The following is a 20,514-nucleotide window of genomic DNA, read 5'->3' on the forward strand; positions in this document are numbered from 1 at the left end:
CCTTCGTCCGGCGGAGCAGGGGCTCGGCCTGCGGCACGATGGTCGGATGGATCTGGTCGGGAGTCGGGACCTCGTCGGGCTGGTGCTCGCGGCGGGTGCGGGGCGCCGGGCGGGCGGCCCGAAGGCGCTGCGGTGCGACGCGGCGGGAGTTCCCTGGGTGGAGCGAGCCGTCGAGAGGCTCCGCGCGGTGGGCTGCGAGCGGGTGCTCGTGGTCCTGGGCGCGGAGGCCGGACGGGCGCGCCTCCTGGTGCCGCCGTCCGCGGACGTGGTCGTCGCGGCGGAGTGGGAGACCGGCCTCTCGGCGTCGCTCCGCGCGGGTCTCGCCGCGGCCGAGGGCGTCGCCGCGCTGGTCGCCCTGGTCGACCTGCCCGAGGAGCCGCCGAGCGTGGGGGCCCGGCTGCTCGCGGAGGCGCCGGTCGCGCCGGACGTGCTCGCCCGGGCGGTCTTCCGCGGTCGGCCCGGTCATCCGGTGCTGCTGGGACAGGACCACTGGCCGGAGCTCCTCGAGGGCGTGCACGGCGACTCCGGCGCGCGCGACCTGCTCCGCGCGAGGGGCGCGCGCGGGGTGGAGTGCGGCGATCTGTGGTCGGGAGCCGACCGCGACGGGCCGGACTGAGCGGTTCACGCCAGGCCCGCGTCGTCGAGGGCGGCGGCAAGCGCCCGCCAGGCCAGCGTCGCGCAGACGGAGCGGACGGGGTTGCCCGCGACCGCGAGCAGCGCCTGCTCCTCGCCGGCGAGAGCACCCTCCCGGTGCGCCATCGCCGCGAGGAACGCGTCGATCCGCTCCCGCATGTCCGACGCCGGCAGCCCGTCGAGACCGTCCGCGAGCAGCGACGCGGATCCCCGCGAGACCTCGCACCCCCGCCCGCTCCAGGCGAGGCGCACCTGCTCCGCGCCGCCGTCGACGCGCAGCTCGATCCGGTCGCCGCAGGTGGTGGTGATCAGCTCGGCACGGCCGAGGGACGGGGCCGGATCGGCCTGGCCGACGGGGTCCTTGGCGTGCGCGCGGATCAGCTCCGCCGCCTCGCTCACGGCCGGTCCTCCAGCTCGGCGAGCTCCGCGTAGGCCGTGCTGATCCCGGCGATCCGCTCGCGCGACTCCCTCGGGGACGCGCCGAGCACTCCGGACGCCACGAGCGCGACCGCGCTCATCGCCGCCGCGTAGCTGTCCAGCGCCGTGCCGCTGTCGACCGGGCACTCCAGCCAGACCGCCGCGTGCTCCGCGTAGCGCCGGGCGGGCGGATCCGCGAGGAGCACCACGGGCACCTCGCGCGCGGCGAGCGTCCCGATCAGGGCGGCGAAGGAGGCGGGGCGGCGGCGGAAGCCGACCAGCACCACGACGTCCTCGGCTCCGAGCCCCTCGAGCTCCTCACCGAGCGACTGGCCGGGCTGCGGGGCGATCCGGACGCGTCCGCGCGCCTGCGCGAGCTGCTGGCGCAGGTGCAGCGCCACCGGGTAGCTGTTGCGCAGTCCGATCACGACGACCTCGCGCGCTCCCGCGATCAGCCGCACCGCCTCCTCCAGCCGCCCGTCGCCGAACGCGGCGGCCAGCCGGGCCAGGTTCGCCCGCTCGCTCTCGAGGTGCGCGGCGAGCGGATCCCCCTGTCCCCGCGCGGGACCGACCGGCACACCGGAGGACCGCAGCGCCCGGGCGTGCTCGCGCACCTCCTGCGAGTTCGAGAACCCCAGGCGGCGGAACAGCCGCGAGACCGTGGCCTTGGACACTCCGCTGTGCTGGGCGAGCTCGGTCGCCGTGTAGACGGCCAGGTCGCCGAGGTGGTCGAGGATGAAGTCGGCCGCCCGCTGCTCCTGCCGCGACAGCGCGGCGTAGCCGGCATCGATGCGGTGGCCGATGCTCGGCGAGGGGGCCGGGGCGGGGGTCACGCGGTCGGCGTCCCGTCGGCGAGCGCCAGCACGGCCGCTTCGAACGCGTCGAGCGCGGTCGCGACGTCGGCCTCGGTCACGTTCTCGTCCGGGTGGTGGCTGACGCCGCCCTCGCAGCGGAGGAAGAGCATCGCGTACTCGGCGAGGTCGGCGACCGCCATCGCGTCGTGGCCGGCCTTGGAGAACAGCACCATCGGCTCCGCGTCCCCGGTCGCGCGGATGCCCGCCCGCACGACGTCCTGCAGCCGAGAGGAGGCGACGACCGCGGGGGCCGAATGGGTCTCCTCCACCGTCAGCGCGAGACGGCGGCGCGACGCCGACTCCGACATCGCGTGCTCGATGGCGTCCCACGCCGTGTCGCGCTGGGCGTCGGTCTCGGCGCGGAGGTCGAGGCTGAACTCGACCCGGCCGGGGATGACGTTGACCGCGCCCGGGAAGGTCTCGAGCCGGCCGACCGTGGCGATCACGCCCTGCTCCCGCGCGATGCGCTCCACCGCGAGCACGGCCTCGGCCGCCCCGGTGAGCGCGTCGCGGCGGCGGTCGAGCGGAACTCCGCCCGCGTGCCCGGCCTTGCCGGTGAGGGTGAGTGCGAAGCGGCGGGCGCCCGCTATCGAGGAGACCACGGCGAGGGCGCGGTCAGCCTCCTCCAGGTAGGGGCCCTGCTCGATGTGCGCCTCGAGGTAGGCGAGAACGTCCTGCGCGTCGCGCGCGGCAGTGCGGATGCGCGAGGGGTCCAGCCCGAACTCGTGGAACGCCTCGACGAGCGTCGTCCCGTCGGCGTCCTCGAGCTCCCACCAGTGCTCGTCCCAGGTGCCGGCGAGGGCGCGGGAGCCGAGGAGCGCTGTGCCGAAGCGGGTGCCCTCCTCGTCGCCGAACGCGACGACCTCGACGGCGAACGGCAGGCGCCGGCCCGCCCCGTGCAGGCGCGACACCACGGCGATCGCGAGCATCACGCCGAGGATCCCGTCGTAGCGGCCCGCGTCGGGCACCGTGTCGAGGTGCGAGCCGAGCAGGAGCGCCGGGAGTCCCGGAGTCGCGCCCTCGTAGCGGCCGCACTGGTTGCCGGCCGCGTCCTGCCAGGTGCGCATGCCGGCCTCGGTCATCCAGCGCGCGGCCATCGCGTTCACCCGGGCGTGCTCGGGCGAGAGGTAGACCCGCTCGATGCCGTCGCGGCTGGAGGAGACCGCGGCGAGCTCGTCGCAGCGGGCCATGATCGCGGCGGCGTCGAGGGCGGGGGCGGCGGTGGCGGCGGGGGGCGCGGTCGTGGTGGCGGGGTCCGTGGTGGTGCCGGTCATGCGCGTGCCGCCCCGTAGACCTCGTAGGCCCCCGCGACTCCGCCGCCCACCGGCACGGAGGCGCCCGCGCGGCGCAGCACCGCCTCCAGCGCCGCCAGGGTGGTCAGCACCGCGTCCGTCCGGGCGTTGTAGCCCATCGTGCCGATGCGCCAGACCTTCCCGTGCAGCGGCCCGAAGGACGTGCCGATCTCGATGCCGAAGTCGGCGAGCATCTCCCCGCGCACCGCGTCACCGTTCACGCCCTGCGGGATGCGCACCGCGACGACGTTCGTCATCTTGTGCCCGACGTCGCCGAACACCTCGAGATCGAGGCCGCGGACTCCGGCGAGCATCGCCGACCCGTGCAGCGCGTGGCGGGCGACCGTCTCGTCCAGGCCCTCCTCGACGACGATGCGGGCGCATTCGCGCGCGCCGTAGAGCATCGTGGTCGCCTCGGTGTGATGGTTGAGGCGGCGCGGCCCCCAGTAGTCGAAGATCATCCCGAGGTCGAAGTAGTTCGAGCGGACGCGGCGGGCGCTGACAGTGTCGCCCTCGTCGCGGATCCCCGCCTCGATGCTCCTGCGCGACTCGATCACCGCGACGGCCTTCTCCGAGAAGGTGACGGGAGCCGATCCGGACGGGCCGCCCAGGCACTTCTGGAGCCCCGCGGTGACCGCGTCGAGCCCGAGCTCGTCGGTCGCGAAGGCGTTGCCCGCGAGGGAGGCGGTGACGTCGGTGTAGAAGAGGGCGCCGTGCTTCTCGCAGAGGGCGCCGAGCTCCTCCAGCGGCTGCGCCATGGTGGTCGACGTGTCGCCGTGGACCACGGCCAGCATCTTCGGCTTCACCCGGGCCAGGGCCTCGGCGATCGCCGAGACGGGGAAGACCTGCCCCCACTCGGCCTCGATCACGTGCACCTCCGCGCCGCAGCGCTCCGCGATCTCCCGGAGGAGGTGCCCGAACCGCCCGAAGACCGGCACGAGCACGCGGTCGCCCGGCTCCAGCATCGAGACCAGCGCCGCCTCGATGCCCGCACGGCTCGTGCCGTCGACGAGCATCGTCTTCTCGTTGCGGGTGCGGAACACCTGCCGGTACAGCTCCTGCGTCTCCGTCATCGTCGCCGTCATGAACGGGTCGTACTGCCCGACCAGCTGCGCCGACATCGCACGCAGGACGCGCGGATCCGCGTTGATCGGGCCCGGCCCCATCAGCAGGCGCGGCGGCGGATCGACGGGGAGGAACGGTGCGGGCGCGGTCATGGGCCACCTCTTCACGAGCGGGAGAGAAACAGACGTTTCACCCGGAGAGCCTATGCGACGGACGTTTCGCCGGTGTTTCGCGGTGTGGCGGGGGTCGAGATTCTCGACAGACGCTCCTCCACAGACGTCTTCCGGAAGCGGGTCCTCCCGATCGGGCGCATCTGCTGCCCGCGTGTCGGTCGTCGCTGGTTCAATACGGGTATGGCGGATGGGATGCGGCAGGGACTCGAGGAGGTCCGCGCCCTCGGCGGCCGCGCGGCGCTGCTCGCCCGCTCCGCGGCTCCGCTCCACCTCGCCTCCGCCGAGGCGCTGCACGAGGCGTACACGGCTGCTCTGCGTCGCCCGGAGGCGTTCGCCCGCGGCGGGTCTCCCGCCGAGTCGCGCGACCTCGTGGAGCGCTCGGTCCGGGCCGAGCTCGCCGTCGCACTCGCCGTGTCCGAGCGTGTGGCCGCGCGCGCGCTCGAGCACGCCCGCCTGCTGGTCGACCACCTGCCCTGCACGCGCGCCGCGCTGGCCGAGGCGCGGTTGCGCTGGGAGGCGGGGCAGATCATCTGCGGAGTCGCGACCACCCTGCCGCCGGCCACCCTCCCGGAGTTCGACGAGCGCGCCGCGGGACTGGCCGCCTCGATGACGCCGACCCAGCTGCGGCGACGCCTCGCCCGGCTGCGGGACGAACTCCACGAGAGTCCTCTGGCCGACCGGCACGCCCGCGCTCGGGAGGACCGGTCGGTCCGGGTCTCGCCCGAGCAGGACGGCATGGCCACGCTCTGCGCGACCCTCCCCGCTCCGGCAGCGTTCGGTGCGCTCGCGCGGCTCGACCGGATCGCCCGCGCCCTCCGCGACGGGAGCGGTGCAGCGGAGGAGCGCACGCTCGCGCAGCTGCGGGCCGACGCCCTGGTCGACCTGCTCTGCGACGGCGACGTGTCCGGCACGGCGCCGGGCGACGAGCGTCCGCGCACGTCCGCTCGCGGCATCCGGGCCGAGGTGCGTCTGACCCTCGCCGCGAGCACCGCGGCCGGGCAGGACGAGACCCCCGCAGAACTGGACGGCTACGGCCTCATCCCGGCCGGCGTCGCGCGCGAGCTCCTCGGAGCCGACTCGGCCGTCACCCCGGTGCTCACCCATCCGAGCACGGGCGCCGTGGTCTCCGTCGGACGCACGCACCGCCTCCCTCCCCCGCGGATGCGCCTCGCCCTCCAGCTGCGCGACCGGACCTGCCGCTTCCCCGGCTGCACCCGGCCCGCGGCGACCGCCGAGGCCGACCACGCGCTCGAGTGGCGTCACGGAGACGTCACCGCCCTCGACAACCTGGCGTCGCTCTGCGTCGCCCACCACCACGTCCGCCACGGCGACCGCTGGATCTACACAATCCACGCCGACGGATCGGCAGACTGGACCACCCCCACGGGCCGCCGCGTGGTCACCCGTCCACCCGATCCGCCCGCGCCGCCAGCCCCGCCGCGGCGCAGGCCGAGCTTCAGCGATGCGCCGCCCCCGTTCTGACGGCGGAAGGAGCCGATTCGCGACGAGGGAGAGGACGAGCTCCGGGCGTGGCCCCTCTCAGAGCGTGCCGGCCAGCTCCAGCAGCGCGAGATCCGACCCCCGCGGTCCCACCAGGCAGAGCCCCACCGGAGCGCCGCCGACACTCAATCGCGGCACCGACAGCGCCGGATACCCGCCGATCCCGGCGACGCAGGTCAGGCCGAGCGTCGCCGTCCGCGCCGCGTCGATCGCCTCGGCCGACGCATCGAGGGCCGGCGCCACCGACGACGTCGACGGCAGGAGGAGCACCCGCCCCTCGAGCGCACGGTCGAGCGCCTCCCGGAACCCCGCGACTCGCGCCCGCGCGTCCGCCTCCGTCTGCTCGTCGACGAGCGAGGCCGCATCGAAGCGCGCCTGGACGTCCGCCGCCAGCACTCCCGGATGCGCCGCGACCCACGAGCCGCTCGACCGCCACGCCTCCGCCGCCTGCACGAGCCGGAACGCCTCGAGCATCTCCGCCACGGGCGGCAGCTCGACCTCGTCGGCGCTCATCCTCCCGACCGCCGATCGGAACGCCGCCCGGACGGCCGCGTCCACTCCGCCCAGCAGCGCCGGCGCCACCGCGAGACTCCGGACCGGCGGGCCGGACGGCAGGCAGACCTCGGCCACCCGCCTCAGCGTGCCGAGGTCCCGCGTGAGCCACCCGACGGTGTCGAAGCTCGGCGCCAGCGGCAGCAGCCCCTCGACGGGCACCGCACCGTGGGTCGTCCTCAGCCCCAACAGGCCCTGGTAGGAGGCGGGTACCCGGATCGATCCCGCCGTGTCGGTCGCCAGCCCGACGGCGGCCTGCCCGAGCGACACGGCGGTCGCCGGTCCGCTCGACGATCCGCCCGGAATCGCTCCGGGCACGGCCGGATTGGGCGGCGTCCCGTAGCCGGAGTTCCGGCCGGCGATGCTGTACGCGAACTCGTCGGTCTGAGCGATCCCGCGCACCGACGCTCCCGCTGCGAGCAGGTGCGCGACGGCCGGAGCGGTCGCCGCCTCGATCGGCGCGGAAGCGAGGCGGGCCGGCACTCCCGCGCCGATCCGCTGGCCCTCGATCGCGAAGAGGTCCTTGACCGCGACGTCCAGTCCGTCGAGGGTCCCGGAGCCGGCGGCCGGCACGAGCGGCACGCCGACGGCCCGCCAGACGCGGGGGTCCAGCGCGGGCGAGGGCGCCTGCACCTGCGCGGCGCGCACCCTCCAGGTCCCGCCCTCGCGCGACCACAGCTGCGTGACGAGCCCGCGCCCGCCACGGGCCGGAGCGTTCACGCTGACCACGAGCGCCGTGTCCGCATCGACCGCCCGCACGTGCAGCTCGACCAGCTCCCGCACCGGCGCCCCGCCGCGACGACCCCGGAAGCCGGTGATGACCGCGTGGCCGACGAGCAGTCCGGAGGCGTCGCCCCGGAGCGTCGTCGGCGCGTCCACGAACGCGTCGGCGAGCGCCGCGACGTCGTCAGCCCCGAGCGCCGCCTCGTACGCCAGGACCGCATCCACCAGCCCGTCCGGCAGGTCGCCCTCGAGCGTCGTCACCCGCGGGTCAGTCATCGAAGTCGGCCGTCCGGACGCGGGCGTGCACGCCCTTCACCAGGTCGACGACCTGCGAGATGTCGAAGTCGGTCGCCGCGCTGAGGTAGGCGTAGGCGTGAGCCGGGTCCATCCCGTATTGGGCCGCCAGCAGCGCGATGGCCGCGCGGACGCACTTCTGCACGGCGACGTCCAGGTCCTCGTCCATCCCGGTGGGCACGAGGAACTCGCCGGTCTCCCCCATCGGCCCGAGCAGCTCCCCGAACGCCGCGATCGCCTCGGCGCGCGGGACGACCTCCAGGCGCACCCGGACGCGCAGGCTCGCCTCCATCGCAGTCAGCGCCACCTCGCCGTCGCCCTGCGCGAAGTGGGGATCGCCGACGTACGCGAGCGCGCCCGGCACCTGCACGGGAAGGTAGAGGCTGGTTCCGGCGGTCAGCAGTGCGATGTCGATGTTGCCCCCGTGCGCACCGGGAGGCACGGAGTGCGGGCGCTCCTCCCCCACGACGGCGACGCCCATGATCCCGAGGAACGGCCGGAGCGGGAACCGCGCGGCCCGCTCCCCTCCCGGCACCAGCGGGATCACGCCGCGGAGACCGCCCTGCGCGTCCTCGTCGACGCGCGCGAAGACGCTGAACGGCCCCTCCTGCAGCGGGTACTCGCCCGGCAGCGCCCCGCGGCCGTGCCGGTTCGAGACGACTCCGTACGGCACGCGCGGCTCGGCCTCGAGGAGGGTCATCCGGAGCAGGTCCCCCGGCAGCGCTCCCCGGACCGCGATCGGCCCCGTGACCACGTGCGGCCCGTCCGTCTCGCCGTCGCGGAACGGCCCGTCCGCGGCGAGCGCGACCGCGTCGCGCAGCACTCCCTCCGGAGCGACTCCGTGGCGGCCGAAGAAGGCGACCGGATCGCGGCCCTGGTCCTCCAGCACGCCCTCATGGCTGAGCGTGTCGATGACGACCTCGGCCCCCGAGTCGACGGTGAGCACGGGCGCGTCCGCTGCGCACGGCAGGCGCCCCCACAGCACCGACCCCGGCTCGGCCGGCAGGTAGTCGACCCCCGGCGGCACTCCCTCACCGGGCTGCACCGCCCACTCCGTCCACCGCATGCGCGTCCGCCTCCCGCGCGGCCCGTCCGCGCCGTCCGACCCTAACCTCGCCGTGTTTCGAGCATGTGCACGCGTGTGCCACGATTCTCCAGACCCGCCCCCCGACGACAGGACTCCTGTGTTCCGACGCCTGCGCACCCGCTCCGAGGGCGCGACCCTCGGCCTGATGCTCGCCCTCACCTTCTCGACCGGCATCATCGACGCCGTCGGGTACCTCGGGCTCGACCGCGTCTTCGCCGGCAACATGACCGGCAACGTCGTCATCCTCGGCATGGCCCTCTCCGGCGCGGCCGACCTGCCCGTGGTCGGCCCCCTGATCGCGCTGGGCGCCTTCATGATCGGCGCCGTGATCGGCGGCCGGGTGCTCCGCCCGGTGAAGAAGGGCTGGACCTCGCGCTCGACCTGGCTCTTCGCGGTGGTCGGCATCCTGCTCGGCGTCCTGGCGATCGTGCTCGCGGTCGTGCCTGAGCACCCCGAGCCGCTCGCCTTCACCGTCACCGGCGTACTGGGCGGGGCGATGGGCCTCCAGGCCGCGACCGCCCGCCACCTCGCCGTCAAGGACGTCACGACGGTCGTCGTGACCTCGACGATCACCGGCCTCGCCGCGGACTCCCGCCTGGCGGGAGGCTCCGGTCAGCCGTGGTTCCGCCGCGCGGCCGCGATCGTCCTGATCGCCGCGGGTGCCGGAGTCGGCGCGCTCGCCCTGCTGGTCGGGCTCTGGCTCGGCCTCGCGATCGCCGCCGTCATCACGCTCGTCGCGACGCTGCTGGGCGAGCTCGTCGTCCACTCCCGGTACGCTCCGGCGCCCGCCGACGCCGCCGCCTGAGGCGGCGCCTCCCGGCGCGTCAGCGCGGCAGCTGCTGGCAGTGCGGGCAGAGGTGCGAGGAGCGGTTCATGAACGGCACCCGCACGATCGCCGCGCCGCACCGGGCGCACGGCTTCCCCGTCTGCCCGTAGGCGTGCAGGCTGTGCGAGAAGTAGCCGGAGGCACCGTTCACGTTCACGTACTGCGCATCGAAGCTGGTGCCGCCCTCGGCCAGCGCCCGTTCGAGCACCGAGCGCACCTCGGCGAAGAGGCGGCGGATGCGCGCCTCGCCGAGCGACGAGCTCGGCCGCTCCGGGTGCAGCTCCGCCGCCCACAGCGACTCGTCCGCGTAGATGTTCCCGATGCCGCTCACGAGCGTCTGGTCGAGCAGCGCCCGCTTGATCCCGCTGCTCCTCCTCGCCAGCGACGCGACGACCGAGCCCAGGTCGAAGGAGGGGTCGAGCGGATCGCGGGCGATGTGCGCGACCTGCGAGGGCACGGCGCGCAGCCAGCCGCCTCCGCGGACCTCCTCGCCCGCGTAGCCGCCGAGCGCTCCGTCCGGGGTCGGCACCAGAGCGTCGACCGCCATCGAGCCGAAGATCCGCTGGTCGACGAAGTGCAGGGCGAGCTCGCCGTGCTCGGGGTGCTCGATCCCGATCCGGATGCGCGCCAGCCGCGGCAGCGCCGCATCCGCCGTGCGCAGCAGCACCTGGCCGCTCATGCCGAGGTGCACCAGCAGCGCCTCGTCGCGGCCCGCGGGCAGCCAGAGGAACTTCCCGCGCCGCACCGCCGCTTCGAGCCGGCGCCCGACGAGCAGGCGCTCGAAGGTCCCGTGCGGATGCACGTGCCGCTTCAGCGAGCGCTCGTCGACGATCTCGACGCCGGTCACCAGGGAGCCGGTGACCGCGGGAGCGAGACCCGCCCGCACCACCTCGACCTCGGGCAGCTCGGGCACGGTCAGTCCGAGACCGCGGGAGCGGCGGGTGCGCCGGGGGCCGCCAGACGCGTCCACGCGTCGAGCGCGGCGGCCATCTCGGCCGCCTTCTTGCTCGTCCCCTCGCCGCGGGCCGTGACGAGTCCGCCGACGATCACGGTGGCGACGAACACCTTGTTGTGGTCGGGGCCGGTGGCGGCGATCTCGTAGCGCGGGGCCGGCGCACCGCGCTCGGCGGCCGCCTCCTGGAGGCTCGTCTTCGGGTCCATCGAGACGCCGAAGCGGAGCGGATCGGCCCGCAGAGGGGCGATCAGGCGCAGCACCAGGTCGCGGGCCGCGTCGGGCCCGGTGCCCAGGTAGACGGCGCCGATGATGGCCTCGACGGTGTCGGCGAGGATCGACGCCTTGTCGCGGCCGCCGGTCAGCTCCTCGCCGCGTCCGAGGCGGAGGAACTCGCCCAGGCCGATGCCGCGGGCGATCTCGGCGAGCGCGACGGTCGAGACGAGGCTCGCCCGGCGCTTGGCCAGGTCGCCCTCGCTGAGGGCGGGGTACTCGGTGTAGAGCATGACGGTCACGGCCTGCCCGAGGATCGAGTCGCCGAGGAACTCGAGGCGCTCGTTGTGCGGGATGCCGCCGTGCTCGAAAGCGAACGACCGGTGCGTCAGGGCGAGCTCGAAGAGCTCACCGTCGAGGCTCACGCCGAGCGTGGCCTCCAGACGCGACCGGTCGTCGCTGGAGGGTCGTGCGGAGGTCTGGTTCACCATGGACCGCGGTCCGTTCGTCGAGGGGCGGTGCGCCCCGCGCCGTGCGGACCAGGAGCGGGATCAGACGTCGGCGACCTTGCGGCCCTTGTACTCGAGGAACAGCGCGGTGCCCGCGGAGTCCTCGACGACCTTGGCGCGGTGGGGAAGGCTGTAGACGACCTTGCCGTTCTCGATGGTCTTGACGAGGGTGGGGACCTCGGCCTTCCACTGCGAACGACGGGCGTGGGTGTTCGCGCGGGACTTCTTCCTCTTGGGAACAGCCATGATTCTCTCTTCTCTACCTCTAGTCGGATTCGGTGCGGGCGGTCGCGCCCTCACCGCTGTCTGCGGAAGCTCTGTCGGTGGAAGCTCCGGGCGCTGCGGCCCCGCCGTCCCCCTCGCTCAACCCTGCGAGCGCGGCCCACCGGGAGTCGCGCGGCGCCTCGGGTTCAGGCGTGGAGGAATCGGCCAGCCGCTCCCCCGTGACGGGGTCGAGGCCCGGACAGTCCGGCCGGCAGACCGGCTGGAACGGCAGCGACAGAACCACCGCATCCCTGACCAGAGGTTCAAGATCCACGTGGTCGTCGTGAACCTCATAGTCGAAAGCTTCGTCAGAAGAGTACGCGAAAAGTTCCTGGAACTCGACATCGACAGGCAGGGAGATGTCGGTCAGGCACCGGCTGCACTCGCCGTCGGCCCTCGCCGACACCTCGACACTGGCCAGGATCCCCTCGTGCACGGACTCGAGCCGGACGTCGAGATCGACGGCCGATCCCTTGCGGACCGCGACGATCCCCTCGCCGAACTGCTCCGGCGCCTCGAGCTCGAGGCGGTGCTCGCGCATCTCGCCCGGCCGCCTCACGAGGTCGCGCACGTTCACGGTGAACGGCGTCTTCTTGAAAGTAGTCACGAGGGTCCAGCCTACCCCTCCCGGCCCCCTCCGGGGCGGGAGGGGCCGGGAGGAGCCGGGAGGGGCGGAGTCCGGGCTCAGGCGCCGCCGGCCTCCAGCGTCACGTCGATCGGCGCGTAGTCGGCACCGCTCGTGTCCACTCCCTCGTCGGCGAGCTCCGCGAGCGCCTTCTCGACGTACTCGTTCGAGTAGGCGGTGGCGGGCGGGTCCGCGCTGATGATCGTCGCCCCCGTCTCGTTCTCCGTCTCCTTCGCGATGTCGACCGTCTGCTGCCACGCGGCCTCGTCGATCATCCCGACGCCGCTCGTCGAGGGCCAGATCAGCTTGTTGACCTCGTTGGTCATCCAGAGCTGGTGGCTGGTGCCGAGCGTGGATCCGGCCGCGGTGACGATGTCGGCCGCCGCCTGCGGGTCGTCCTTCGCGAAGATCCAGCCCTTGATCGAGGCCTTGATGAAGGCGACCGTCTGCTCGGCGTACGCGTCGTCGTCGGCGAGCCTGCCCGCGTCCGCCCAGATCGCGTCCTGGAGCATCGCGGTCCCGATGTCGTTCCAGCTGATGACGTTCAGGTCGTCCGGCCGGTACAGCTCGCCTGTGGCGGGGTTCACGGTCTCGAGGACCTGGGCGTACTCGTTGTAGGTCATCGCCTGGGCCGCGTCGATGTCGCCCGCGAGGAAGCCGTTCATGTCGAACTGCTGCTGCACCAGCGAGATGTCGTCGAGGGAGACGCCGTCCTTCTGCATGCCGGCGAACAGCTCCCACTCGTTGCCGTAGCCCCAGCTGCCCACGCTCTTCCCGGCCAGGTCGGCGGGCGAGGTGATCCCCTTGTCCTTGAAGGAGATCTGCGTGGTGGCGCTGCGCTCGAAGATCTGCGCGACGTCGGTGATCCCGGCCCCCTGCTCGATCGAGCCGAGGACCTTGGGCACCCAGGAGATCGCGTAGTCCGCGTCGCCCGAGGCGAGCACGTCCTGAGGGACGATGTCGCCGCCTCCCTCGGCGATCGTCACGTCGAGGCCCTCGTCCTCGTAGTAGCCCTGGTCGAGCGCGGCGTAGTACCCGGCGAACTGCGCCTGGGCCACCCACTGCAGCTGCAGGGTGACCGGCGTGAGGCCGCCGGAGCCGGAGTCGGACCCCGGGTCGGAGCCGCCGGAGGCGCTGCAGCCGGTGAGCGCGAGGCCCACGGCCGCGAAGGCGGCGGTCGTCGTCAGGGTGATGGGGGTGCGTCTGGTCACGGGTCCTCCTGGTGCGGTCTGCGGGGTCGCCGGTGCGGCGCGCCCCGTGGTGCGGCGGTGCAGGTGGTGCTGTGGTGCAGGTGGCGCTGATGGTGCGGGCCGTGCGGATGGTGCGTCGGGTTGAGTCGGGAGTCGGGAATCGGGAATCGGGAATCGGGAATCGGGAGTCGGGAATAAGAAGGATCGAGGATCGAGGAGGGTGCGGGGACGCGCGGCGCCGCGCTCAGCGCAGCCGGCTGCGGCGCAGCGCGAACGCCTCGAGCGCGGCCGTCACGCAGTAGAACGCGAGGCCGACGAGCACGGCGCCCAGGACGTAGGCGTAGGCGAGCGCGTAGTCGCTGCCCGAGGCCGCCGTCGTGATCGACTTGCCGAGCCCGCCCACGGGTCCGCCGAAGTACTCGGCGACCAGCGCCGAGATCACCGCGAGCGAGGAGGCGATGCGGAGCCCCGTGAAGACGTAGGGCACTGCTCCCGGCAGCGTGATCGTGCGGGCGGTCTGCCAGGGGGTCGCCGCGTAGGCCTTCAGCAGGTCGCGGTGCACCGGAGCGGCCTGCCGCAGCCCGCGCAGCGTCGTCACGTACACCGGCACGAACACGGCGAGCGCCGCGACGAGCTGCCTCGCGGTCTCGGCGTTCGCTCCGAACATCGTGTAGAGCACCGGAGCGAGGGCGACGATCGGCACGACGGCGGCCGCGGCCACGATCGGCGCGACCAGTCCGTCGAAGACCCGCGCGAGCGCCGAGAGCCCGGCGACCACGACCGCCAGCACCGCGCCGACCAGCAGGCCGACCAGCGCGTTGCGGCCGGTCACCGCGCTGCCCTCGGCGACGGAGCCGAGGTTCGCGGCGAACTCCTGTCCGATCGCCAGCGGCGACGGGAGCACGAACGGCTGGATCGCCAGAGCGGTGACCCCGGCCTGCCAGAGCAGGACCGCGGCGATCCCGAGCACGAGCGGCGCGAGCACGCTGCGCGCCAGCGCCGTCGTGCTCACCGGTTCTCCACTCCGCGCGGCACGGCGGCGGGATCCCCGTGCAGCAGCTCGCGCACGGCGCTCACGTCGCGGAAGAACGCCGTGTCCTCCCTGACCGCCGCGTCGCGCTCGGATGCTCCGGGGAGTCCGACCGGGAGGACGTCGCGGATCCTGCCCGGCCGCGGCGACATCACCACGACGCGGTCCGAGAGGAACACCGCCTCCGGGATCGAGTGGGTGACGAAGACGACGGCGGCGCCGGTCTCGCGCCGGATCCGCAGCAGCTCCGTCTGCATCCGCTCGCGGGTCATCTCGTCGAGCGCCCCGAACGGCTCGTCCATGAGGAGCAGACGCGGGCTCTCGGCGAGCGCCCGCGCGATGGCGACGCGCTGCTGCATCCCGCCGGAGAGCTGGTCCGGGTAGGAGTCGGCGAAGTCGCCGAGCCCGACCAGCGCCAGCAGCTCGTCGACGCGCGAGCGCCGGGCGGTCGCGGCGACGCCGTGCAGCTCCAGCGGCAGGGCGATGTTCGCCCGGATCGTGCGCCACGGCAGGAGGCCCGCCTGCTGGAACGCGATCCCGTAGTCCTGGTCGAGCCTCGCCTGCCGGGCCGTCTTGCCGAACACGGCGATCGAGCCGGAGTCCGGCTCGTCGAGGTCGGCGATCAGCCGCAGCAGCGTCGACTTGCCGCAGCCGGACGGGCCGATCAGCGAGACGAACTCCCCCGCGGCCACCTCGAGCGAGACGTCCTGGAGCGCCGTGACGCTCGCGGCGCGGGCGGTGGTGAAGGTCCTCGTGACCGAGTCGACGACGACCGCGGATCCTGCAGTGCTCATGCGGGCTGCTCCCCTCGGCGGTACGGACGGAGGAGGGTGCCGAGCAGAGCGACGGCGCCGGCGGCCGCGAGGCCCACCAGCACCGCCCCGAGGATCGGCGCCCAGGGCTTGGCGGGGTCGCCTCCGGCAGCGGAGGCGAACTCGATGATCATGCGGCCGATCCCGCCGCGCAGGCCGATCGAGACCTCGGCGACGATCGTGCCGACGACGGCGCTGACCGCTCCGAGCCGGAGGGCCGGCAGCAGGTAGGGCACGCTCGCCGGGAGCCTCAGGCGCACCAGCGTCTTCCACCAGCCGACGCCGTACACGTGCATCAGCTCGACCTGGTGCGCCGTCGGCGAGCCGAGCCCGCGGAGCGCCCCGATCGACACGGGGAAGAACGCGAGGTAGGAGGCGATCAGGGCCACCGACATCCAGTTCTCCCAGGTCACCGGTCCGAGCTCGAGCTGCGACCCCCAGCGCCGCACCAGTGGCGCGATCGCGATCAGGGGCACCGTCTGGCTCAGCACGATCCAGGGCAGCACCGCCGACTCCGCCGTGCGGAACCGCTGCATCAGGAGAGCCAGGAGCAGCCCCACGACCGTGCCGACGACCCAGCCGACCGCGGCGATCCCGAGCGAGAAGGCGCTCGCCCCCAGGACGGCCGACCAGAGCGCCGGGGCGTTCCGCGCTCCGGTGACCGGCTCGCCGAGCCGGGCCGCGATCTCCCAGAGGTGGGGCATCGCGATGGCGCTCGTGCGCGGGAGCACCGTGACTCCTCCGACGACCACCCCGGCCTCGGGCCCGAGCACCTTCCAGCCCTCCCACACCAGCGCGAGCAGGAGCAGCCCGGCGGCGCCGAGCACGAGCCCGCGCGCGAGGGCCGGTCTCATGCGCGGGCCACGATGTGCTCGCGCAGCTCCGGGATGATCCGCTCGCCGTACACGCGCAGCGTCTCCTCCTTGTTGTCGTGCTGGAGGTAGCCCGCGAACTGCGTCACGCCGATGTCGGCGAGCGCCCGGAGCTTCTCGACGTGCTCGTCCGCCGTGCCCAGCACGCAGAAGCGCTCCACGATCTCGTCCGGCACGAAGGCGGTGTGGCTGTTGCCCGCGCGGCCGTGCTCGTTGTAGTCGTAGCCCTCGCGCCCGGCGATGTAGTCCGTCAGCGCCTGCGGCACCGCTCCGGAGGCGCCGTAGCGGCCCACGATGTCGGCCACGTGATTGCCGACCATCCCGCCGAACCAGCGGCACTGGTCGCGCATGTGCTCCCGGTCGGTGCCGATGTACATCGGCGCCGCGACGCAGAACTGCAGCGACTCGGGATCCCGGCCGGCGTTCGCCGCCGCCTCCTTGACGGCGCCGATCATCCAGCGCGCGATGTCCACGTCGGCCAGCTGCAGGATGAAGCCGTCGCCGACCTCGCCCGCGAGCTTCAGGGCGAGCGGGCCGTAGGCGGCCACCCACATCTCCAGGGACGAGCCCCGGCTCCACGGGAACTGCAGCGTCTGGCCGTTGTACTCGACCGGACGGCTGTTGGCGAGCTCGCGGATGACGTGGATCGACTCCCGCAGCGTCTTGAGCGTCGTCGGAGCTCCTCCGGTCACCCTCACCGCCGAGTCGCCGCGTCCGATCCCGCACACCGTGCGGTTCCCGTACATCTCGTTGAGCGTCGCGTGCAGCGAGGCGATGACCGTCCAGTCGCGCGTGGCGGGGTTGGTGACCATCGGGCCGACCGTGATCCGGTGCGTCCTCTCGAGGATCTGCGAGTAGATCACGTAGGGCTCCTGCCAGAGCAGGTGCGAGTCGAAGGTCCACGCGTAGTCGAAGCCGTGCGTCTCCGCGAGGACGGCGAGCGCGACGGTGCGCGAGGCGGGCGGGTTGGTCTGGAGGACGACTCCGAAGTCCATGGGGTTCCTTCTGCTCGATCAGGTGCTGGCTCGGATCGGGTGCCGGCTCAGATCAGGTACTGGCTCAGACCGCGCGGGATGTACGCCCCGTCGCCCTTCGTGCCGACGTAGGAGCCGTCGTCGACGACGACCCTGCCGCGGGAGATCACCGTGTCGACGTGGCCGTCGATCTCGAAGCCCTCCCAGGCCGAGTAGTCCATGTTCATGTGGTGGCTTCGGCCCTCGCCGATCCCGATCGAGGTGTGCCCGCTCGGGTCGTAGACGACGACGTCGCCGTCGGCCCCGGGCTGGATGACGCCCTTCCTCCCGTACATCCCGAACATCCGCGCCGGGGTGGTCGAGGTGAGCTCGACCCAGCGCGGCAGGGAGATCTGCCCCGACACCACGCCCTGGTACATCAGGTCGATCCGGTGCTCCACCGAGCCGATGCCGTTGGGGATCTTCGAGAAGTCGCCGATCCCCATGTCCTTCTGGCCCTTCATGCAGAAGGGGCAGTGGTCGGTCGAGACCATCTGGATGTCGTTGGTGCGCAGCGACTGCCACATGTGGTGCTGATGCCCCTCCGCCTTCGAGCGCAGCGGCGTGGAGCACACCCACTTCGCGCCCTCGAAGCCCGGCGCGCCGAGCTGCTCCTCGAGCGAGAGGTAGAGGTACTGCGGGCAGGTCTCCCCGAAGACGTTCATGCCGCGGTCGCGGGCCTGCGCGATCTGCTCCACCGCCTGCTTCGCGGAGACGTGCACCACGTACAGCGGCGCGCCGGTGAGGTCGGCGATCATGATCGCGCGGTGCGTCGCCTCCTCCTCCGCCTGCCAGGGTCGAGAGGTGCCGTGGAAGTACGGCGCGGTGTTCCCGGCGGCGAGGGTCTGCTTCACCAGCTCGTCGATGAGGGCGCCGTTCTCGGCGTGCATCATCATCATCGCGCCGTTCTCCGCGCCCTTCTGGAACGCCCGGAGGATCTGCCCGTCGTCCGAGAGGAACACGCCCTTGTAGGCCATGAACAGCTTGAAGCTGGTCACCCCCTCGCGCATCAGCTCGTCCATCGCGACGAGCGAGGAGTCCTGCACGTCCGAGAGGATCTGGTGGAAGCCGTAGTCGATCGCGCAGTTGCCGGCCGCCTTCTCCTGCCACGCCTGGAACCGGTCGACGACGCTCTCGCCCGGGTACTGCACCACGAAGTCCACGATCGACGTCGTGCCGCCCCAGGCCGCGGCGCGCGTGCCGGTCTCGAAGGTGTCCGAGGCGGAGGTGCCGCCGAACGGCATCTCCATGTGCGTGTGCGCGTCGATCCCGCCCGGGATGACGTACTTGCCGCTCGCGTCGATCACCCGGTCGACGTGGGCCGCCAGGTCGAAGCCCAGCAGCGTGGAGCCGGGGGCGAGGACGGCGGCGATGGTCTCGCCGTCGATCAGGACGTCTGCGGCTCCGGTGCCGGTCGCGTTGACGACCGTCCCGCCGGTGATGAGGGTCTTCATCGGTCTTCCCCGTCTCGGTCTGCGGTCACGGCTTCGGGATGCTGGTGTACGACTCCGGCCGGCGGTCCCGGTAGAACTGCCAGTCGTCGCGCATCTCCTGCACCATGTCCATCTCGAGGTCGCGGATCAGGATCTCCTCGGCCTCGCCCGAGCCCCGCTCGCCGACGAACTCCCCGCGCGGATCGATGATCTGGCTGGTGCCGTAGAAGTCGACCGCGAGGTCGCCGTACTCGTTGTCCTCCCGGCCGACGCGGTTGGGCTGCAGCACGAAGTAGCCGTTCGCCACCGCGGCCGCCGGGCCCTCGACCTCCCAGAGGCGGTTCGACAGGCCGGGCTTGGTGGCGTTGGGGTTGAAGACGAGGTGGGCGCCGTTCAGGCCCAGCTCCCGCCAGCCCTCCGGGAAGTGGCGGTCGTAGCAGATGTGGACGCCGACCTTGCCGACCGCGGTGTCGAAGACCGGGAAGCCGAGGTTCCCGGGCCGGAAGTAGAACTTCTCCCAGAAGCGGTCCAGGTGCGGGATGTGGTGCTTGCGGTACTTGCCGAGGATCGTCCCGTCGGCGTCGACCACGACCGCGGTGTTGTAGTAGACGCCGGTCTGCTCCTCCTCGTAGATCGGGAGGATCATCACCACGCCCAGCTCCTTCGCGAGGGCCGCGAAGCGCTGCACGATCGGCCCGTCGGCGGGCTCGGCGTAGCGGTAGTACTTCTTGTCCTGGGTGATGCCGAAGTACGGGCCGTAGAACAGCTCCTGGAAGCAGACGATCTGCGCGCCGTCGGCTGCGGCGTCCCGGGCCATCCGCTCGTGCTTGTCGAGCATCGACTCCTTGTCGCCGGTCCAGGTCGTCTGGGTGATCGCTGCGCGGACGATGGTCATCGGTACCTCCATGCTCGGGCGTCCCTGTCCGGCTACGGTGTGCTCCGCCAGGCGGTGCGGAGCCGGGGACGTGGACCCACTGTGGTCCCCGCCGGGCCCGAAGGCAATGACGGACCGTCCGGCTCCGGGGACAGGGCTTCATCGTCGGGGTTCGACGTTTCCCCGGTGTTTCCGGCGCGGATCCGCAGCATTAAGGCTCGCCGGGGGAGGAATCCGTCGGTGCCGCTAGCGTGGGCGGATGCGCATCACGATCCTGGCCGGAGGCGTCGGCGGCGCCCGCTTCACCTCGGCGGTCCGCGAGCACCTCCGCGATCTCGAGGCCGCCGGCGGCGAGGCGAGCGAGATCACCGTCGTCGTCAACACCGGCGACGACATGTGGCTCACCGGCCTCAAGGTCTGCCCCGACCTCGACTCGATCACCTACGCGCTCGGCGGAGTGAACGACACGGAGCGCGGCTGGGGGCGGGCCGGCGAGAGCGAGCGGGTCTCGGCCGAGCTCACCGCCTTCGGCGTCGGCTGGCCGTGGTTCACCCTGGGCGACCTCGACCTCGGCACCCACATCGCCCGCAGCTCGATGCTGCGCGACGGCCTCACCCTCTCGGAGGCGACCGCGCGGATCACCGCCCGCTGGCCGCTGGGGGTCCGCCTGCTGCCGATGTCGGACCAGGACGTCGAGACCCACGTCGAGGTCGACCTTCCCGGCGAGGGCGTGCGGCTCCTCCACTTCGAGGAGTGGTGGGTGCGGCTTCGGGCGTCAGCGCCCGCGCGCCGCTTCGTCCAGCAGGGGGTGGAGAGCGCCCGCCCCGCCCCGGGCGTGCTGGAGGCGATCGCCGACACCGACGCGGTGCTCGTCGCCCCCTCCAATCCCGTCGTCTCGATCGGCACGATCCTCGGAGTGCCCGGCATCGCGGACGCCCTCCGCCGGACCTCCGCACCCGTCGTGGGCGTCTCCCCCGTCATCGGAGGCGCGGTGGTGCGCGGCATGGCCGACGCCTGCCTCGCCGCGATCGGCATCGAGACCTCCGCCGAGGCCGTCGGCCGGCACTACGGAGCCCGGAGCGGGGGCGGCCTCCTCGACGCCTGGCTCGTCGGCGAGGAGGACGCGGACGCGGTCCCGGCGCTCGAGTCGGCGGGCCTCCGCGCCCGCTCCGTGCCGCTCTGGCTGACCGGCCGGGACGCCTCCGTGCGGCTCGCCGCCGACGCTCTCGCCGCCGCGAGGGGCTGAGCGGGGCCTCCTCCCCGGGGCCGCCCACCGCCTGTCGCAGCGCGGATGCGGTCACGCCTCCCACG

At 73.2% G+C, this 20,514-nt stretch carries 21 protein-coding genes; 4 read left to right on the top strand and 17 right to left on the bottom strand.

The genetic code is table 11. From position 1 onward, the window contains the following. Positions 1-46 precede the first annotated feature (46 nt). Positions 47-616: an NTP transferase domain-containing protein gene (locus GSU40_RS09245; protein ID WP_160034702.1), complete on the top strand. Its 570-nt coding sequence runs from the start codon at positions 47-49 to the stop codon at positions 614-616. A gap of 5 nt (positions 617-621) precedes the next feature. On the opposite strand, the gene GSU40_RS09250 is transcribed toward GSU40_RS09245, so the two are convergent. The 4 genes from GSU40_RS09250 to GSU40_RS09265 are packed head-to-tail and all read right to left on the bottom strand — an operon-like array spanning position 622 to position 4,413. Next, positions 622-1,032, bottom strand: a complete 411-nt coding sequence (locus GSU40_RS09250; RefSeq protein WP_160034705.1) for an iron-sulfur cluster assembly scaffold protein — start codon at positions 1,030-1,032, stop codon at positions 622-624. Then, entirely contained in the window at positions 1,029-1,883 is an 855-nt protein-coding gene (locus tag GSU40_RS09255; protein ID WP_160034708.1) for a MurR/RpiR family transcriptional regulator, read from the bottom strand. Before GSU40_RS09255 ends, GSU40_RS09250 begins: the two co-directional genes overlap by 4 nt. Next, positions 1,880-3,178 carry an allantoate amidohydrolase gene (locus GSU40_RS09260; protein WP_160034710.1) on the bottom strand — a complete coding sequence of 433 codons (1,299 nt, stop codon included), beginning with the start codon at positions 3,176-3,178 and terminating at the stop codon, positions 1,880-1,882. Before GSU40_RS09260 ends, GSU40_RS09255 begins: the two co-directional genes overlap by 4 nt. Next, positions 3,175-4,413: an alanine--glyoxylate aminotransferase family protein gene (locus tag GSU40_RS09265; RefSeq protein ID WP_244229434.1), complete on the bottom strand. Its 1,239-nt coding sequence runs from the start codon at positions 4,411-4,413 to the stop codon at positions 3,175-3,177. Before GSU40_RS09265 ends, GSU40_RS09260 begins: the two co-directional genes overlap by 4 nt. A 213-nt stretch (positions 4,414-4,626) precedes the next feature. Here GSU40_RS09265 and GSU40_RS09270 point away from each other — a divergent pair, with 213 nt between their 5' ends. Continuing rightward, positions 4,627-5,916, top strand: coding sequence for an HNH endonuclease signature motif containing protein (locus tag GSU40_RS09270; RefSeq protein WP_160034713.1), 1,290 nt, complete (start codon positions 4,627-4,629; stop codon positions 5,914-5,916). 57 nt (positions 5,917-5,973) lie between these two features. Here GSU40_RS09270 and GSU40_RS09275 read toward each other — a convergent pair whose 3' ends face one another. Then, entirely contained in the window at positions 5,974-7,485 is a 1,512-nt protein-coding gene (locus tag GSU40_RS09275; RefSeq protein WP_160034716.1) for an AtzH-like domain-containing protein, read from the bottom strand. Continuing rightward, a complete protein-coding gene (locus GSU40_RS09280; RefSeq protein WP_160034718.1) occupies positions 7,478-8,569 on the bottom strand; it encodes an acetamidase/formamidase family protein in 1,092 nt (363 codons plus the stop codon). The genes GSU40_RS09275 and GSU40_RS09280 overlap by 8 nt, the downstream gene beginning before the upstream one ends. A 118-nt stretch (positions 8,570-8,687) precedes the next feature. Between GSU40_RS09280 and GSU40_RS09285 the strand changes: the two genes are divergently transcribed. After that, positions 8,688-9,395: a YoaK family protein gene (locus GSU40_RS09285; protein WP_308470741.1), complete on the top strand. Its 708-nt coding sequence runs from the start codon at positions 8,688-8,690 to the stop codon at positions 9,393-9,395. Positions 9,396-9,414: 19 nt separating this feature from the next. On the opposite strand, the gene mutM is transcribed toward GSU40_RS09285, so the two are convergent. The 11 genes from mutM to GSU40_RS09340 form a co-directional block, all read right to left on the bottom strand. After that, the gene (gene mutM / locus GSU40_RS09290) at positions 9,415-10,329 is read right to left on the bottom strand and encodes a bifunctional DNA-formamidopyrimidine glycosylase/DNA-(apurinic or apyrimidinic site) lyase (protein WP_104340064.1); all 915 of its coding nucleotides are present in this window, start codon (positions 10,327-10,329) and stop codon (positions 9,415-9,417) included. 2 nt (positions 10,330-10,331) lie between these two features. After that, positions 10,332-11,072, bottom strand: coding sequence for a ribonuclease III (rnc, locus tag GSU40_RS09295; protein ID WP_104250952.1), 741 nt, complete (start codon positions 11,070-11,072; stop codon positions 10,332-10,334). A 60-nt stretch (positions 11,073-11,132) separates the two neighbouring features. Beyond that, positions 11,133-11,336 (bottom strand): 50S ribosomal protein L32, encoded by a 204-nt coding sequence (rpmF, locus tag GSU40_RS09300; RefSeq protein ID WP_104223482.1) that lies wholly within the window; start codon positions 11,334-11,336, stop codon positions 11,133-11,135. A gap of 19 nt (positions 11,337-11,355) precedes the next feature. Further along, positions 11,356-11,895 (bottom strand): YceD family protein, encoded by a 540-nt coding sequence (locus GSU40_RS09305; protein WP_104226701.1) that lies wholly within the window; start codon positions 11,893-11,895, stop codon positions 11,356-11,358. Between the two features lie 143 nt (positions 11,896-12,038). Next, the gene (locus GSU40_RS09310; RefSeq protein WP_244229435.1) at positions 12,039-13,190 is read right to left on the bottom strand and encodes an ABC transporter substrate-binding protein; all 1,152 of its coding nucleotides are present in this window, start codon (positions 13,188-13,190) and stop codon (positions 12,039-12,041) included. A 223-nt stretch (positions 13,191-13,413) separates the two neighbouring features. Continuing rightward, complete coding sequence (locus tag GSU40_RS09315) at positions 13,414-14,181, bottom strand: ABC transporter permease subunit (RefSeq protein ID WP_104226660.1); 768 nt, start codon at positions 14,179-14,181, stop codon at positions 13,414-13,416. Further along, positions 14,178-14,993, bottom strand: a complete 816-nt coding sequence (locus GSU40_RS09320; protein WP_104234205.1) for an ABC transporter ATP-binding protein — start codon at positions 14,991-14,993, stop codon at positions 14,178-14,180. Before GSU40_RS09320 ends, GSU40_RS09315 begins: the two co-directional genes overlap by 4 nt. Then, on the bottom strand, positions 14,990-15,865 hold the full coding sequence (locus GSU40_RS09325; RefSeq protein WP_104335055.1) for an ABC transporter permease subunit: 876 nt from the start codon (positions 15,863-15,865) through the stop codon (positions 14,990-14,992). The genes GSU40_RS09320 and GSU40_RS09325 overlap by 4 nt, the downstream gene beginning before the upstream one ends. Further along, entirely contained in the window at positions 15,862-16,878 is a 1,017-nt protein-coding gene (locus GSU40_RS09330) for a TIGR03842 family LLM class F420-dependent oxidoreductase (RefSeq protein ID WP_104226663.1), read from the bottom strand. Before GSU40_RS09330 ends, GSU40_RS09325 begins: the two co-directional genes overlap by 4 nt. A gap of 47 nt (positions 16,879-16,925) precedes the next feature. Next, positions 16,926-18,350, bottom strand: a complete 1,425-nt coding sequence (gene hydA, locus GSU40_RS09335) for a dihydropyrimidinase (RefSeq protein WP_104226664.1) — start codon at positions 18,348-18,350, stop codon at positions 16,926-16,928. A gap of 25 nt (positions 18,351-18,375) precedes the next feature. Beyond that, positions 18,376-19,224, bottom strand: coding sequence for a nitrilase-related carbon-nitrogen hydrolase (locus GSU40_RS09340; RefSeq protein ID WP_104223476.1), 849 nt, complete (start codon positions 19,222-19,224; stop codon positions 18,376-18,378). A gap of 238 nt (positions 19,225-19,462) precedes the next feature. Between GSU40_RS09340 and cofD the strand changes: the two genes are divergently transcribed. After that, positions 19,463-20,449 (top strand): 2-phospho-L-lactate transferase, encoded by a 987-nt coding sequence (gene cofD / locus GSU40_RS09345; protein ID WP_160034721.1) that lies wholly within the window; start codon positions 19,463-19,465, stop codon positions 20,447-20,449. Positions 20,450-20,514: the final 65 nt, after the last annotated feature.

Origin of the sequence: Rathayibacter sp. VKM Ac-2805 (assembly GCF_009834265.1) — a bacterium.
GTDB lineage: Bacteria > Actinomycetota > Actinomycetes > Actinomycetales > Microbacteriaceae > Rathayibacter.

Bases quoted from the DNA above. Each gene is read 5' to 3' on its own strand.
- rpmF (WP_104223482.1), bottom strand. From the start codon at position 11,336: ATGGCTGTTCCCAAGAGGAAGAAGTCCCGCGCGAACACCCACGCCCGT.
- GSU40_RS09245 (WP_160034702.1), top strand. From the start codon at position 47: ATGGATCTGGTCGGGAGTCGGGACCTCGTCGGGCTGGTGCTCGCGGCG.
- GSU40_RS09320 (WP_104234205.1), bottom strand. From the start codon at position 14,993: ATGAGCACTGCAGGATCCGCGGTCGTCGTCGACTCGGTCACGAGGACC.
- GSU40_RS09340 (WP_104223476.1), bottom strand. From the start codon at position 19,224: ATGACCATCGTCCGCGCAGCGATCACCCAGACGACCTGGACCGGCGAC.
- GSU40_RS09260 (WP_160034710.1), bottom strand. From the start codon at position 3,178: ATGACCGGCACCACCACGGACCCCGCCACCACGACCGCGCCCCCCGCC.
- GSU40_RS09330 (WP_104226663.1), bottom strand. From the start codon at position 16,878: ATGGACTTCGGAGTCGTCCTCCAGACCAACCCGCCCGCCTCGCGCACC.
- hydA (WP_104226664.1), bottom strand. From the start codon at position 18,350: ATGAAGACCCTCATCACCGGCGGGACGGTCGTCAACGCGACCGGCACC.
- cofD (WP_160034721.1), top strand. From the start codon at position 19,463: ATGCGCATCACGATCCTGGCCGGAGGCGTCGGCGGCGCCCGCTTCACC.
- GSU40_RS09280 (WP_160034718.1), bottom strand. From the start codon at position 8,569: ATGCGGTGGACGGAGTGGGCGGTGCAGCCCGGTGAGGGAGTGCCGCCG.
- rnc (WP_104250952.1), bottom strand. From the start codon at position 11,072: ATGGTGAACCAGACCTCCGCACGACCCTCCAGCGACGACCGGTCGCGT.
- GSU40_RS09325 (WP_104335055.1), bottom strand. From the start codon at position 15,865: ATGAGACCGGCCCTCGCGCGCGGGCTCGTGCTCGGCGCCGCCGGGCTG.
- GSU40_RS09270 (WP_160034713.1), top strand. From the start codon at position 4,627: ATGCGGCAGGGACTCGAGGAGGTCCGCGCCCTCGGCGGCCGCGCGGCG.
- GSU40_RS09305 (WP_104226701.1), bottom strand. From the start codon at position 11,895: ATGCGCGAGCACCGCCTCGAGCTCGAGGCGCCGGAGCAGTTCGGCGAG.
- GSU40_RS09275 (WP_160034716.1), bottom strand. From the start codon at position 7,485: ATGACTGACCCGCGGGTGACGACGCTCGAGGGCGACCTGCCGGACGGG.
- GSU40_RS09265 (WP_244229434.1), bottom strand. From the start codon at position 4,413: ATGACCGCGCCCGCACCGTTCCTCCCCGTCGATCCGCCGCCGCGCCTG.